General features: G+C 43.7%; 16 protein-coding genes and 1 riboswitch. Of the genes, 10 read left to right on the top strand and 6 right to left on the bottom strand.

Annotated features, from left to right (window positions below):
- Positions 1-421 precede the first annotated feature (421 nt).
- Positions 422-946 carry a DUF3087 family protein gene (locus F0228_RS16795; RefSeq protein ID WP_171731410.1) on the bottom strand — a complete coding sequence of 175 codons (525 nt, stop codon included), beginning with the start codon at positions 944-946 and terminating at the stop codon, positions 422-424.
- Positions 947-1,201: 255 nt separating this feature from the next.
- Between F0228_RS16795 and trmY the strand changes: the two genes are divergently transcribed.
- Positions 1,202-1,801, top strand: coding sequence for a tRNA (pseudouridine(54)-N(1))-methyltransferase TrmY (gene trmY / locus F0228_RS16800; protein ID WP_171731409.1), 600 nt, complete (start codon positions 1,202-1,204; stop codon positions 1,799-1,801).
- A gap of 99 nt (positions 1,802-1,900) precedes the next feature.
- Here the strand turns inward: trmY and F0228_RS16805 are convergent, their stop codons facing one another.
- Positions 1,901-2,203, bottom strand: coding sequence for a hypothetical protein (locus F0228_RS16805; protein ID WP_171731408.1), 303 nt, complete (start codon positions 2,201-2,203; stop codon positions 1,901-1,903).
- A gap of 381 nt (positions 2,204-2,584) precedes the next feature.
- Here F0228_RS16805 and F0228_RS16810 point away from each other — a divergent pair, with 381 nt between their 5' ends.
- Positions 2,585-3,787 carry a hypothetical protein gene (locus tag F0228_RS16810; protein ID WP_171762497.1) on the top strand — a complete coding sequence of 401 codons (1,203 nt, stop codon included), beginning with the start codon at positions 2,585-2,587 and terminating at the stop codon, positions 3,785-3,787.
- A gap of 96 nt (positions 3,788-3,883) precedes the next feature.
- Here F0228_RS16810 and F0228_RS16815 read toward each other — a convergent pair whose 3' ends face one another.
- Positions 3,884-4,984, bottom strand: coding sequence for a permease (locus F0228_RS16815; RefSeq protein WP_061033824.1), 1,101 nt, complete (start codon positions 4,982-4,984; stop codon positions 3,884-3,886).
- 233 nt (positions 4,985-5,217) lie between these two features.
- Between F0228_RS16815 and F0228_RS16820 the strand changes: the two genes are divergently transcribed.
- The gene (locus F0228_RS16820; RefSeq protein ID WP_004741113.1) at positions 5,218-5,514 is read left to right on the top strand and encodes a metalloregulator ArsR/SmtB family transcription factor; all 297 of its coding nucleotides are present in this window, start codon (positions 5,218-5,220) and stop codon (positions 5,512-5,514) included.
- Positions 5,498-6,082, top strand: a complete 585-nt coding sequence (gene sigZ, locus F0228_RS16825; RefSeq protein ID WP_171762498.1) for an RNA polymerase sigma factor SigZ — start codon at positions 5,498-5,500, stop codon at positions 6,080-6,082. Before F0228_RS16820 ends, sigZ begins: the two co-directional genes overlap by 17 nt.
- Before the next feature lie 94 nt (positions 6,083-6,176).
- Here the strand turns inward: sigZ and F0228_RS16830 are convergent, their stop codons facing one another.
- On the bottom strand, positions 6,177-6,791 hold the full coding sequence (locus tag F0228_RS16830) for a YitT family protein (protein WP_171762499.1): 615 nt from the start codon (positions 6,789-6,791) through the stop codon (positions 6,177-6,179).
- Positions 6,792-7,188: 397 nt separating this feature from the next.
- Between F0228_RS16830 and F0228_RS25835 the strand changes: the two genes are divergently transcribed.
- The 4 genes from F0228_RS25835 (at position 7,189) to F0228_RS16845 (ending at position 10,001) form a co-directional block, all read left to right on the top strand.
- Positions 7,189-7,401, top strand: a complete 213-nt coding sequence (locus F0228_RS25835) for a hypothetical protein (protein WP_081090368.1) — start codon at positions 7,189-7,191, stop codon at positions 7,399-7,401.
- A gap of 15 nt (positions 7,402-7,416) precedes the next feature.
- A complete protein-coding gene (locus tag F0228_RS16835; protein WP_116870952.1) occupies positions 7,417-8,628 on the top strand; it encodes an MFS transporter in 1,212 nt (403 codons plus the stop codon).
- Positions 8,629-8,852: 224 nt separating this feature from the next.
- The gene (locus tag F0228_RS16840; protein ID WP_171762500.1) at positions 8,853-9,578 is read left to right on the top strand and encodes a sulfite exporter TauE/SafE family protein; all 726 of its coding nucleotides are present in this window, start codon (positions 8,853-8,855) and stop codon (positions 9,576-9,578) included.
- A gap of 60 nt (positions 9,579-9,638) precedes the next feature.
- Complete coding sequence (locus F0228_RS16845; RefSeq protein WP_171762501.1) at positions 9,639-10,001, top strand: MmcQ/YjbR family DNA-binding protein; 363 nt, start codon at positions 9,639-9,641, stop codon at positions 9,999-10,001.
- An 83-nt stretch (positions 10,002-10,084) separates the two neighbouring features.
- On the opposite strand, the gene F0228_RS16850 is transcribed toward F0228_RS16845, so the two are convergent.
- Entirely contained in the window at positions 10,085-10,828 is a 744-nt protein-coding gene (locus F0228_RS16850; RefSeq protein ID WP_171762502.1) for a phosphatase PAP2 family protein, read from the bottom strand.
- A gap of 363 nt (positions 10,829-11,191) precedes the next feature.
- A riboswitch (FMN riboswitch) is annotated at positions 11,192-11,342 on the top strand.
- 179 nt (positions 11,343-11,521) lie between these two features.
- Between F0228_RS16850 and ribB the strand changes: the two genes are divergently transcribed.
- Both ribB and F0228_RS16860 read left to right on the top strand, forming a co-directional pair.
- Complete coding sequence (gene ribB, locus F0228_RS16855) at positions 11,522-12,178, top strand: 3,4-dihydroxy-2-butanone-4-phosphate synthase (protein WP_171762503.1); 657 nt, start codon at positions 11,522-11,524, stop codon at positions 12,176-12,178.
- Between the two features lie 385 nt (positions 12,179-12,563).
- Positions 12,564-13,427, top strand: coding sequence for a hypothetical protein (locus tag F0228_RS16860; RefSeq protein ID WP_171762504.1), 864 nt, complete (start codon positions 12,564-12,566; stop codon positions 13,425-13,427).
- 131 nt (positions 13,428-13,558) lie between these two features.
- Here the strand turns inward: F0228_RS16860 and F0228_RS16865 are convergent, their stop codons facing one another.
- The gene (locus tag F0228_RS16865; protein ID WP_171762505.1) at positions 13,559-14,455 is read right to left on the bottom strand and encodes a LysR family transcriptional regulator; all 897 of its coding nucleotides are present in this window, start codon (positions 14,453-14,455) and stop codon (positions 13,559-13,561) included.
- Positions 14,456-14,527: the final 72 nt, after the last annotated feature.

Genomic DNA, 14,527 nt, shown 5'->3' on the forward strand with positions numbered 1-14,527 from the left:
ATCATTTTGATTCCGAAGAATCTGTTTTATCTAACGATAAAACGTTTTGATATTCATCAACGAGTGCCCACACAGATTGATAGGTTTAAATTGTTAAAGAGCTTCTCTTCATTGTGACTTGCGTCACTTCGTAAGAGGCGGCCATTCTAGCGACTTAATTCTCAGTGTCAAACACTTATTTGGAATTAATCCCTACTTTCTAAAAGTAGAAGCGAATCATCGCTTAAAGCTAGTTGCCTTACTAACATTCTTCGCTGAAGCCTTGTGGCGTCTGCCGTGTCAGTGAGGCGGCATTATAGAGATCATCGAAAACATGGCAACCCCTTTTTTGATAAAAATTCAAAAAACTTGCTTAAGTGGATACTTTTACGTCAAAAGGTTCTTTCGTCGCTCAAAGCTCATACAATAATGGGCATATTGCTTAAAACTTTGCGACTAGATCTTTCGAAAAAGCCTCTATATCTAGCTCAATGCTCCATTTCTCGCTCAATTCTAAGATCTTATCTAGCGATTGCTGAACTGTTTTTATCGTCAATGTGTTGTTGTCTAGGTCGTATACCTGTTTTTGCGTGGTGTAATAGAAGTAAAGGATGGTCAGCGCGTCTCGGTCGCCTTGTTCAGCTTTGGGTTGAATACGCTTGAGCTTACGATAGATTTGATTATGGATTTGTTTAAGGTTCCATACATAAAGCGCTTCTTTGAAGTAATCATGCCCTTTCACACGATTCGCGATAAATGCATTCAATGCAACAGATAAGATCACACCTAGTACGTTCAAGTGGAAATTACCTGTCGATTCACCCGCGATTGATTGTCCTGAACCGAATAGTTCAATCAGTATGGTTCCGAATACAATGGCGAACACGGCGAGTGAACCAACCAATGAAACCAATAACAGGTTCATCTTCTTTCTATATTCTTCTTTATTGATCTTCTGTAACTTCATTGACTACTTCCTTTTGCAAGCTACCTAATAATTTGCACATACTATCTACGTTAACATTGGGTCGCTTCAACCTTAACCATCTTGTAATGTGGTCATCATCTATTTAATAAGCAGAGTTCTTCTGGTTGTCACTATACGCAACTCTATTTGACTTCATTAATAGAAAAGAGTTACATACCGCCACAATTTTGGTTATTCATCAATTCATGTTGATAAGGCCGTTTCGCTTTATCACATACTGACAAGGTACATTCCATGCGTTCATTCGTATTACGCGCTCGCGCAGCCCCTACAGAGAGCAAACTTATCTTAGAAGGTGTTGGGCAAGATGCTCATACTGAGATTCTGGCTCATACTCTGATGAACACGATCTTCGTTGCTCAATCTCACCGTGAGAATGTCACCGTGCACCTTGTATTAGAAAGTACTAAAGACTTTTCACGTACGATTACATTCGATTCAAACGAGATCACCAACATTGGTGGCTTCCACGAGTTTGCATTGTTATCAGCGGTAGTAAGAGCGGTTGACGCTTCTCAAGGTATGACTAAAGAACAGACGCGTCAGGTTGAGCCGGGCATCACTGTTCGTACTATGAGTTTTGAAAAGCTGGTTAAAGAGCTAGCTGAAGACCACCAGCTGTACATGATGGATAAGAAAGGTGACTTTATCCGTGATGCAGAGATTGCTGAAAACCCATGTTTCCTTCTCACTGACCACATCCCTATGCCGAAGAAAAGCTACAACAGCTTAAAGCGTCTAGGTACAGAGAAAATCAGTTTAGGTCCAAACATGCTGTTCGCTTCTCAGTGCGTCGTGTTGATCAACAATGAGCTTGATATTCGCGGTTTCTAAGACGAAATACACAATCACTGTGAACAAAGCCCGGCTATTCGCCGGGCTTTTTATTTTTGGTGTGAGTTAACAACTACGGTTTATCGTTAGCTTGCCCCGTCACATGAGATCTCGCATTAATGTCTCGTATTGCTCCGATGCCAATACCACCAGATGATTTAGCTCTTTTGCATCTTCCTCTGCCAATAAGAGTTGCCAATCTGTCTGTTGACCACTTTCATCCCGCCCAAGCACTTTAGTCTTCCCTTGTTCAGTTTCAAAAGACAAGTGATTAAAGTCGGTATCATGATGCTCATGAGACTCTAAAATCTCAAACTCTAAATTTCCGGTTGGCTTTACTTGAATGTGGGCATGAAAATGTTGCTGATTCTGTAACTCATATTCCCTATGTATTGCAAACATACTCCCTCCTATAAACCTCAATCTAAGCTCGTAAGCGATCGCTATAAATTACCCGCTATTCATAGGTGGCTCCTAAACAGCAAGTATCTATACAAAGTGTAGGCCTCAGATTTCGGTACTAGAGCAAAATCAGCCTGCTGTTTGATACTAGACAAAATAGGGTTGAGTATTATGACACTTCGATTGATCTTTCTTGACGGGTATAACCGAGAGCCGGAGCTCAATAGAACTGACCAAACAACGAATTTATAAAACTTGCGCTTCGTTCCATTTATTTCATCTGTTGGTCTGACCTTTGAGAATATTAAGTCGTTGAGCTCCAAGCTTTTGATTCGATAGTTATACTTTAAATAATTTCGGTGAATTTATTTAAGGGAATACATGTCGATTTTTACCGTATTCTTCTGTGGAACAGGATCCAACTCAGAAGATAATAACCATAAAAACTATGTGTCTGGCGAGCTGATATCAACATTGGCGAAGAATACTACTGGGCGAGACATGATTGACTATATCCAGGTAGACGGCGTTGGCAGCGGAAACCAAAACGAATGGTTAAAGCAAGGCAAGGACGACACATACTCTGCGATTAGAGGGACTCTGCAAGGCAAAGGTATCGATAGCAATATGCGCCATGTATTGAACATCATACGCGGTAACCAACAAGACAAGAATGATTACCTCAAACGAGCTAAGGGATTGCTCAGTGAATCCCGCCCAGAGAAATCTGCTTGGCCTTTTGCAACCAACCGCAAATATCAAGATTGGCTCAAAGATTCAAAAGAGTTAGCCGCAGATCTAAAACACGGTATTGCCGCTCGTCAACAAAACATAGCGATCGAGCGCCAGAGTAAACCGATCAGCCAAGTGAACATTGTTGGATGGAGTCGGGGTGGTGTCAGTTGCTTTGAATTGGCAAACCGTATGCTCAAAGACCCGGAACTTAGCCATATCCCAGTTAACATTTTTGCTTGCGATCCTGTGCCAGGTGGAATGAACGCTTTCAAGGATTACAAGTCACTTGGTAAAAACGTAAAACAGATCGTTTGCGTATTTGCGGAAGACGAACGTTCTCTAGCATTCAAAGCAAGAATGCCCCGCCTATCTCGCTCAACCCAATATTACACTACCTATATGCCAGGTCGACACGGTACCTTAGTTGGTAATGCCAATACTTCTGGCGGAAGCAAAGGTGCAGGGTTGCTCACAGGCCCTGGCCTCGTCACACGAGACTTTATGGAAAAGGTATTAACAGGATGGGGAACCAAGCTTAAAAGCAGCTCAACACTGAACTTTTCTAGACAGCGTATTATTGAGTTGTACGAACAGATGCGTAGCCACGAAGAATATTTCAATAAAATGCACGGCATGACTTACACCGCGAAGAATCGACTGCTTTGGACAAGCAAAGACCGAATCGGGCAGCAGAGAGAGCGTCGCTTTGGTATTCCAATGTATCGTTTTCAATTTCCCGGTATCACCAACAACTATGGCGATGCAATTAATCGTCACCACTGCGATGTGTTGGCAACCAACGCTTTCGCGACTCAAGGCACCTCTTCTGCACTGCCAAACCCTGTGTGATATTTCGCTGCTACTTTCCTTTAAAAACAAAAAGAGCTCAACAAGGTGAGCTCTTTTTTATTAGCTATATTTTCGTATCGATGGTGTTATCTAAGATTAACCAAAGATGAAGGTGTATAGGTAACCTGCACCAATCGCCATACTTAATATTACGAATAGGAAAGCCGCAATCATCTGATTTTTGAAGATAGACTTAAGCAGAATAACTTCTGTCAAACTTGCGCCCGCACTACCAATGATCAATGCCATTACTGACCCCAAGGCCATACCTTTTTGCACTAGGGCTGCACTCAGTGGAATCACAGCTTCAGCACGGATGTACAGTGGAATACCAATTACTGCTGCGATTGGAATCGCGTACCACTTGCCTTCACCTGCATATTCAGCAATCAAGTCAGTTGGAATGAAGCCATAGATGAATGAACCAATTGCAATACCCATCATCAAGTAAGGGAAAACTTGTTTGAAGTCTTTCCAAGTCGAGAACCAGATTCTCATCCAGCGGCTAGGCTCTTTCTTCTCAACGACTGTTGCTGTCACTGTGCCATCAGCTGAGCAGCATGATACTTCTACTTTCGGCTCTTCTTTCTTAGTACCACAGCATGCACTTTCTTTTGCCATTACTGGTGCAGGTTCACCACATGCGCTTGTACCACAAGAAGGTTCCGCTTTTGCTGGTGCTGCTTTTTTAGGTGCAGAGTCGCCACAGCTAGTACCGCAACTTGAAGATGACCCCGTTGATTCATACGCTTCTGCTTTCACGTAACGCTCAAAACCTAGTTTTTCCAGTGTGTAACCTGCGACTACTGATACCGTCATTGCCACTAAGAAGTAGAACGCTGCAACTTGCCAGCCGAAGGTAATCACAAACAAACCAATGATCACTGGGTTCAATAGTGGACTACCAAATAGGAACACCATCATTGGACCAAAACCCGCTCGTGCACGCAGCAAACCTTTTAGGAAAGGAATCGTCGAACATGAACAGAAAGGTGTAATCGCCCCCAGTAGTGCGGCAATCACATAGCCCTTACCGTTGCGTGAGCTCAAGATAGATTGAATCTTCTCAGGCGTAAGGAACTCTTGCAGAATCCCAACAATGTAGCTAATTGCCAAGAAAAGGATGATTAGCTCTACTGCTAAGAAAGCAAACATATCAAGCGCGTCTTTTAGCATTGTTAACATTTCATTGCTCATAATTAACTCCAAACAGGATTGAAGGTCGAACTCTATGAGGAAAGTACCCGACCCTTAATTTCGAATATTCTCGAATTATAGAAATAAATAGTTACAGATCAAGATTTATTTCGATAAAAATCGAATTAATTTTCAAATCAACAAACTTTCAATGACTTACGTATTCACTGTTTTTATATTTGAATTCGACAATCATTTCGACTATTATCGAAATTAAATCTTGAGGAGTTAATATGAACTTAGAAGTCGTAGCAAAAGCACTGAAAGAGCTGGGCCACCCTATTCGCCTTAGTATCTATAAAAGTGTCGTTAAAGCTGGCTACCAAGGCATTGCGGTTGGCGGCCTACAAGAAGAACTCGGTATCCCCGGTTCTACTTTATCTCACCACATATCAAGCCTTGCATCAGCAGGCCTTATAAGCCAACGACGTGAAGGCAGAACTCTCTTTTGTGTCGCAGAATATGAATGCCTAGAAGGGGTTATTGGTTTCTTACAAGACGAGTGTTGCGTAAATGAACAGTGCAAATAGCACATCTTTAGACTTAGAGCAGGTTTGGGCTGAATATCAGCAGACATTAAAAGCATTCCTTCACTCTAAAGTAAGTAATTCCGCCGATGTAGATGATTTGCTGCAAGAGATCTTAATTAAGACTTTTCAGAACCTACACAAGGTGCAAGATGCGAGCAGTGTTAAATCGTGGTTATTTCAATTAGCCAATAACACAATTATCGACTTCTATCGTAAACACGCTCGCCAACAACGTGATAGTAAAATTGATGCAGACGATTTGTGGTTTGCAGATTTAGACCACAATGAAGAGTTCAAACAGAACTTGTCTTTATGCATTGAACCCTTCATTCAAGCGTTACCCGAGCAATGTGCTGCACTATTGCTTGCCGTTGATATCAAGGGTAAGAGCCAGAAAGAGATCGCAGAGGCACAAAACATCAGCTATTCAACGGTGAAATCTCGCGTTCAGAAAAGTCGTGGCGATCTTAAGAATCTATTTGAACAGTGCTGCAACTTGTCACTAGACAAACAAGGTAATGTGATTGATTGCGATCTCAAACCGGAATCCGGTTGCGGCAACTGCTAAGCGTTGAATGACTATTTTCAGAAAACAAAGCCAGCAATTGATGCTGGCTTTGTTGTTTTCTACGGCTTGCAATATAAGCTTAAACTCAAACTGACTAAGCCGCTTCCGCTTTTACAACGGGTTGGTAGCGCCCAGGTTTGTGGTTCATCGCGAGAATCAAGTTGGTGACTACTGCCCCCAATACAGACAATAGTATCAGTGGCGCATCAACGATAAACAGTGAAAGCACCACAATAGTACAGTCCAGTGCCATCTGAACCTTGCCTGCTCGAATCCCAAAACGCTCCTGTAAAGACAGCGCCAGAATATTAAAGCCGCCCAAGCTCATCTTGTGACGGAAAATCACCAACATACCGGTACCAATTAATCCGCCGCCCAGTAATGCTGCATACAGTGCATGAATCTCCGCAATTTGAATCACGTGATATAAGTGGTCCACTGCGAACGAAACTATCGAAACGGCAATAAAGGTGTTAATAGTGAAACGCCAGCCCATACGAGCGACCGATAAAATATAGAAAGGTAAGTTAAGTGCAAAGAACACTTGGCCAAAGCTTAGATCTGTCACTTTGGTGATGAAGATCGCTAGACCAGCGGTTCCTCCGGTGAGCAAACCGACTTGATTGAAAAAGATAACGCCAAGCGAAACCAGTGCGCTTCCTAAGACCAATGCGAGCAAGTTTTCGCGAAAGTTATGATCTTTATCCATGTGAATGACTCTCCCTGAATCTTTTTATATCGCGTTTCAGTCATGTTGAAACGATTTAGGCCCAAATTTACGATATTTAACAGATAAGTCGAGCGAACAGCCGATCTTCTTAGGTGACTAGTTTGTATATTAGTTTTTACAGTTTTATGAAAAAGCTCAATAAAGCAGACAGTTACAGACACGATACTAAGTATCCATATTGAATTGCAGGCTTTTACGTCGGAACTAATGAGTGCCGAGTTTTCTCATATTTTTGTCACGTTTTACCCTCAGCCCGGCAACGTATATGTCTATGCATAAAACGCATAGACTAAATCACAAATAGTCATTTGATACATATCCCACCCATCATTATGATGCGCGACTTCTTACAACATAGAGCGCATGTAAACACCTTATGTTTTCACAATCTCTTTTTGCTCAACTAGCCAGAATGACGTTATTCCTCGTCATTAGTTTGGTTATTGTGCATCACAGTCAGCCACTGATTGATCTTTTGGCTCAGCACGCCGTGAGTAGTGGCTGCCACCAGCAATCAGGACACGAGCATCACCATCATATGACTGAACAAAACATGTCTGCGCAAGACCACTCACATCACCACCATTAATTTAAGAGTATTAGAATGAGCATTTTCCGTTTTCCTTTACTGGTATGGCTTGGGATCGGCACACTTATTATCAGTCTAGGGATCAGACAATCATTCGGCATTTTCATGATGCCAATTTCAGAGCATTTCGGCACGGGTCGAGAGTTTTTCAGCTTCGCTATTGCTCTACAAAACCTATTGTTCGGTGTGTTCCAACCTTTTGTTGGTATGGCCGCTGACAAATGGGGAGCAAGACGCATCATTATTGCAGGCGCATGTGCTTACGGTTTGGGTTTACTTCTTACCTCAATTTCTACCGAATCAAGCATGCTTTACATTTCATTGGGCGCATTGGTTGGCCTTGGACTGAGTGCAACAAGCTATGTGATCGTATTAGGTGCAGTAGCGAAAGTGGTACCTGCAGAACACGCCGCTAAAGCATTCGGTTTAACCACGGCTGCCGGTTCATTTGGTATGTTCGCGGTGATTCCGGGCGCGCAATACATGTTGAACGAATTTGATTGGCAGAGTGCGATGCAGGTGTTTGGCGTGCTGTGCTGCGTGATGATCTCATTTGCACTTTTCATGCGAGCGCCAAAAGTCGCAACGAATAAACAGACGCAAGTTGAAGACAATCAAACATTGAAAGAAGCACTATCAGAAGCCTTCTCTCACAGAGGTTACTGGTTGATTCACGCAGGCTTCTTCGTGTGTGGCTTCCACGTGATGTTTATTGCTACACATTTACCAAGCTACCTAGCTGACAAAAACTTACCAGCAAGCAGCGCAGCAATGGCATTGGCTTACGTTGGTATCTTCAACATCTTCGGTTCTTACTTCTGGGGTGTAATGGGCGATAAGTTCAGCAAGCGTCATGTAATGTCGGCATTGTACTTAGTGCGTACTGTGGTTATTGGTGCGTTTGTGACTCTGCCAGTTACGGAATCAACCGCAGCTATCTTTGGCGCAGCCATTGGTTTCTGTTGGCTAGGTACGGTTCCACTAACGTCAGGCTTAGTTCGCCAGATATTTGGTGCTCGTTACCTATCAACTTTGTATGGCTTGGTGTTCTTCACTCACCAAGTAGGTAGTTTCTTAGGTGCTTGGGTTGGTGGTCGTATTTACGATTACTACGGATCTTACGAACCAATCTGGTGGTCAACGGTGGTATTAGCATTTGCAGCTGCGCTTATCCATTTACCGATCAATGACAAGCCAATTGAGCGTCTGAAATTGGCAATGGCTTAACGTTTAATACTGACTCCCCCAATCAGTTATAGCGATAAGCAATCCAATGAGAGAGTGGATATTGAATGGACTAGTTCCTGAGATATCCGCTCTCTTTTTTATTGGCCGCAAAAACTGACTACGCAACTAACGAAACTTGCATAAAGCTCACTGAATATTAAGACTATTTCTACCGTTTTAATTTATAGTATCCATTCGCTCCTTTAGAACTTACTCGCAGGCCTATGGAATACCTAAATCAGACTGCCCTTATCGCAGTGGCACTCATTTTTGTTGGTTCGTTTGTACAAACCGCCATCGGCTTTGGCTTGGCTGTTGTCGCCGCACCATTGCTGTTTTTGGTCTCGCCAGACTATGTCCCTGCGCCTATCTGCCTCATTGGCCTATTTATCTCAATATTTAATGCGTTAAAACACCGCGCAAACATCTCTATTGGCGGACTCAAAGTCGCACTGCTAGGCCGAATCCCTGGCTCATTGGCAGGAGGTGCTTTGTTGGTGATGGTGTCAACGAGCGTATTGTCACTGTGGCTAGGTTTACTGGTAGTGTTTGCTGTGATTGTAAGCCTACTACCATTTAGATTGGAGCCAACACCCGCGAAGATGGGGATTGCAGGATTTTTCTCAGGGTTCTTTGGGACAAGTTCGGGTATTGGGGGACCGCCGATGGCGTTACTGCTTCAACACCAAGATGCTAACCAGCTTCGTGGTAACCTTTCTGCTTTCTTTGTGTTTAGCTCAATCATTTCATTAGTCGTGCAGATCCCAATTGGCTTCTTCACGCTCCACCATTTGATCATCACAATACCTTTGTTACCCGCTGCTTGGTTAGGCTACAAAGTGGCTATGATAACCACTCAAACGATTTCAAAAGAGAAGATACGTATCGCTTCTTTACTGCTATGTTCTATCAGTGGCTTGACGGCTATTTGGCAAGGCTTAGCTGGTTAACTTCTAGCGGTATCGGCAATAAACACCCCATCCAACACCAAACTATTGAAAGGGCGCTCTATGACATACGATGAATTCAATGCATTTTGCGAGTCACAAGTTGCTACTAGCTACGTGATGCAGTGGAATAACTCTCACGTTTGGAAAGTGGGAGGCAAGGTGTTTGCGATTGGAGGTTGGGGACCAAACGACGAGCCTGCATTTATCTTCAAGGCATCTGATCGGAATTTCGATTTTCTCAAAGAAGAGCCAGGGTATAAACCTGCCCCCTACTTTGCTTCACGCGGAATGAAGTGGATTCAGCTGTTTGAGAGCACACCAGAAAGGGATGACGAGTTGAGATACTACCTCACGGAGTCTCACCGAATCGTCTCTTTGGGACTAACCAAAAAGAAACAAGCAGAACTCGGGCTCAATCAATAGCCAGAGATTCCGCTTGCTAAACGAAAGCCAAATTGCTTTGGGGGAACTAACTTGCTTTTAAGAACGAAGCTCTTCTTAAATGTTTAATCCGTTCTGAGAAACTTAGGCAACAAAGGTTCTATTTTTTGCGTTGGCACCAGTGGCACTAATAGGTAGATTAAGCCTGCAAAAGCGATAGATGCCGCTAAGTCTTCAGGGCGATGCATACCAAGCCAAACGCGGCTATACGCTACACCACCAGCCCAAGCTAACATGCCACCTACAAGGTAAAAACGCTTCGCTTCTAAGAACAACCCACCAAAGAATGCTAAGCAAACACCCACGAAAATCATGTGTCCAGACGGGAATGAATAGTCTGTTTCGCCAAGCCAATGACGTGTTCGCCAGTCACTGACCTTATCTTCTACTGACTCAATGGCCACGTTCTTTTCTTCTAGTGGCAGTTCATAAAACAGCTCCGGCATATCAACCACTTCTTGGGTAACTAAGTACTCAGTATATGGGCGCGGACTCTCCGTTGATGATTTAAGGAATGTCTTTGCTGCAAAGCTTAACACCAATAAAATACCAAGCTGCAAACAAAGGCTCACTAGCTTTGCTTTTGAGAACTTTAATGTCAGCACCAACAAAGAGAGAATCGCGAGTGTGATTAAGAACCCTTGATTACCCGCTGAATAAGTCACGAATGTCATCACAGCACCATAGAAAGGCAATACAGCGCTTCCAAGGTCGAAGTGAGATCCAAAGATCAAAAAGGGAACGAGAGAATACAAGCTTAAAACGAGCAGTAATAAGCCTTTGGATTTGTTAGAGAACAGAGAAGTCATGGCTAAGATCTTTTGGATAAAGTGGTCGGATGCTATCGTAGCTTAGCATCGCCAATATCAATTTTATGTAAAAACGAGCGGTTCGCCGTCATGATGTAACAATATTCGATTAGTGGGGAGCCTGAGTATTGATTCGGTGAACCCTCACCTCATCATCAATAATCTTTACCGTCCACTTATACGCATACCGACAGGAAAATCAACTAAAGACCAGCAGGACCTGACTAAACACAACGGCATTGTGTTCTGCTGATAAAGTGAACACTCAGGCCAGAATCTAAAAAACTTTGCTGTCAGTCCTTTAAATCCACTATTGAAAGGATTAACATCTGGTCTGCTTTCAAAGCAAAACAGATTATTAATTTTTATTCTCAGGGCGGGGCGAAATTCCCCACCGGCGGTATGTCCTTAGCAAAACCTAAAGATAAGCCCGCGAGCGCTCGATTCGTCGAGGTCAGCAGATCTGGTGAGATGCCAGAGCCGACGGTTATAGTCCGGATGAGAGAGAATGGAAAGACACTCGTTTAAGTTGGAAAGGCGTACCTGTTTATTGGGTTCATGCCTCCAACTCAGACGTGTGCATTTCGTTTTGGATAAAACCATGATGAACCGACTTGTAATGAGTTGGCTTTGTTGTGCTCGTTGAGATCCCTCATACAGCCCTGATTCTGGTGATATTTTAGGAGTTTAACCATGAATCAGTCTTCACTACTTGCCGAATTTGGCGAACCAATCACTCGTGTTGAAAACGCACTGCAAGCTCTACGCGAAGGTCGTGGCGTACTTTTACTTGACGATGAAGATCGTGAGAACGAAGGCGACATCATCTACTCAGTAGAACACCTAACCAATGCTCAAATGGCGTTAATGATCCGTGAATGCAGCGGCATCGTGTGCTTGTGTCTAACTGACGAACAAGCAAACCAACTTGAACTTCCGCCTATGGTTGTTGATAACAACAGCGCAAACCAAACTGCGTTTACCGTAACTATCGAAGCGAAAGTCGGTGTAACGACCGGTGTTTCTGCTGCTGACCGTGTAACAACGATCAAGACAGCGGCAAACCCAACGGCTAAGCCTTCAGATCTAGCTCGCCCTGGTCACGTATTCCCACTGCGAGCTCGCAAAGGTGGTGTACTTGCTCGCCGCGGCCACACAGAAGGTACTGTGGATCTGATGCAAATGGCAGGTCTTCAATCGGCAGGTGTACTGTGTGAAGTAACCAAACCAGACGGCACAATGGCAAAAGCGCCAGAGATCGTTGCTTTCGGTAAACTGCACAACATGCCAGTACTGACCATTGAAGATATGGTGATGTACCGCAACGAGTTCGACCTTAAGCTTGCATAACGTTTAGCCCTCAATGCTAAACACTTAGTCGTTAAGTCAACTACACTGCGACGTGAACATTGAAAGGCCTCACTCTTACTGCTTTTAGAGTAAAAGCATATAAGGGTGAGGCCTTTTTAATTTGCGTAGCTTGAAACGAGCCTGAAATGGATCGCCAAAGTGTCTCTACTTACCGAAACCTCCCCAACCTATCGTTAGAAAAGCGTAACCTCTCAAAAAATCCTGCAAAATATGAGAAACATTCACTCGAATGGTGAAGTCATGCACCATGATTGATCATCCATAATTTGAGGGAAATCATAACTCAATGAAATATAACGCTTATTTATTTTGGCATGGTGTCTGCACTACCACTAAGTAGGTATACAAATGTTAGGAGTTGAATATGTTTGTAGTTATTTCAGTGGGTTTATCCCTATTAGTACTTGCAGCCCTGTTTCATTTCTCAAGGAAGAGACAAACAGCGCTATCACACAGGTTTGAAACCTTAGTTCTGCTTAGAGAGTTATTGTTGTTATCACGCAAACACCGCGCGGCGACGCATTACGCTCTGGCGTATAAATTGTCTAGCGACTCGATTCGTAAAGTGAACGAGATTTACGACAACATACTTGAGGTATCTGAGTTGCTTCAATCGCATGTGTCGTTTGACAGCCGCCCTATGTATCGCATCTATCACCTCAAGCTCATCGCTATGCACAGCGACTGGCAAAACCGTAGCTTGGTGCGTAACCAATCGATTCATGGCAAAACAATTCGCCATAGCATGTTCTTGATGGATGAAGTAATGATCATCTGGCTAATTCAGTCTGAGCGTGAAGACATGAGCCGTGAGTACCACATGAATTGGCAACAGATCTTAGATTGCATGGAGGTCCTGACCAAATTACGAATGTGTATCCCTGGAATAGAGAAGGCGGATATGGAGAAGCCTGAGGAGTATTTGAGATTCAAATTCTACGCCTCTCAGACACACAGAAAACTCAACCAGTTATCGATTATCTGCCCTCTTAGTAGTGGGTCACCGGTTTGTACGCGAGCGATGCATGCACTCTCAGAGATCGCATCAAGTAACGAAGCGACCCAACCGGCAGATAGCATGTACGAATTAACCAGTGACATCTCTAGTGTCGTGTCGCAAGTTTACGACCAAGTATTATCCGACATTACGAGAAGCCTGTATCAGCCTTTACCAGACATCAACGAAAAGGTGATAAATACCCGATTATCTGTACACCATTACATGTAAAGACTTCGTGAGAGGAGAGCGTGCTGGAACTCTGAATTATTGAGTTCAAATCCGATATCACCATTGATATCGGATTTTTGTATTTATGGGCTTTTAAATTTCTATCGCTATGTATCATTGCCTATGAAGTTTCAAACATCACCGGACTTGATATCGCTAGCCCAAGCTTCTGCCGCAAAATCAATGAACTGACGAACAACCGGAAGCTGATAGCTGCGAGACAGATACACCGCCCAAAGCACGCTGCTTGGCGAAACAAACTCATCCAACATTCGTATCAATTTGCCATTCGCAATCAGTGGGTTGGCTATGTCACAAGGTAAACGAACTACCCCTTTCCCGTGCTGTGCAGCGCGAGTTAGCACTCCAACATCATTAGCCTTGATAGTGCCAGACACCTCAACCGAATAGTGTTGATTGTCCTTAACAAAATCCCACTTAGAAACATTCAAGTGACGAAAACAATTGTGTTGTCGAAGCGCCTCGACCGTTTCAGGTTCACCATGTTTGTCTAAGTAGGCTTGCGAGGCACACACCACTGAATCAATGACCATTAGCTTTCGTGCAATCAAACTATCATCAGGTTGATCGGTATAACGAAGTGCAATATCGATCCTCTCATCCACCAGCTGAGTAAAGCGGTCTGAGGCAAACAGTTCGACCGTGATGTTAGGGTGGCGCTCGGTGAACTGCTCGACCACATCCAACAACATATGCTGAGTTAACCCGATGGGGGCTGCAATTCGAATGGTTCCAGAAAGATCATCGGTTTGATTGAGTGACGTAGTTTCTAACTCAGCGGTCTCATGGAGGATTTTCTCACAGCGCTGCAGAGCGATTTCCCCTGCCGCCGTCAAGCTCACCTTTCGAGTCGTCCTATGTAATAGCCTCTGCTTCAGCCACCCTTCTATCTCTTGAACATGACGTGAAACCTGCAACCGACTCATGTCCAAATGCTCAGCTGCTTGGGTGAAGCTGGCACAATTCGCAACTTCGACAAAGCTACGCATTGCCGTCAACCTATCCATCACACTCTCCTTGAACTATTTCGCAGCTAATCGAATCTTATTAGATCACTATATAGATACAATCTACATCAT

Source organism: Vibrio sp. 99K-1 (genome assembly GCF_013114585.1).
GTDB classification, from domain to species: Bacteria; Pseudomonadota; Gammaproteobacteria; order Enterobacterales; family Vibrionaceae; genus Vibrio; species Vibrio chagasii_B.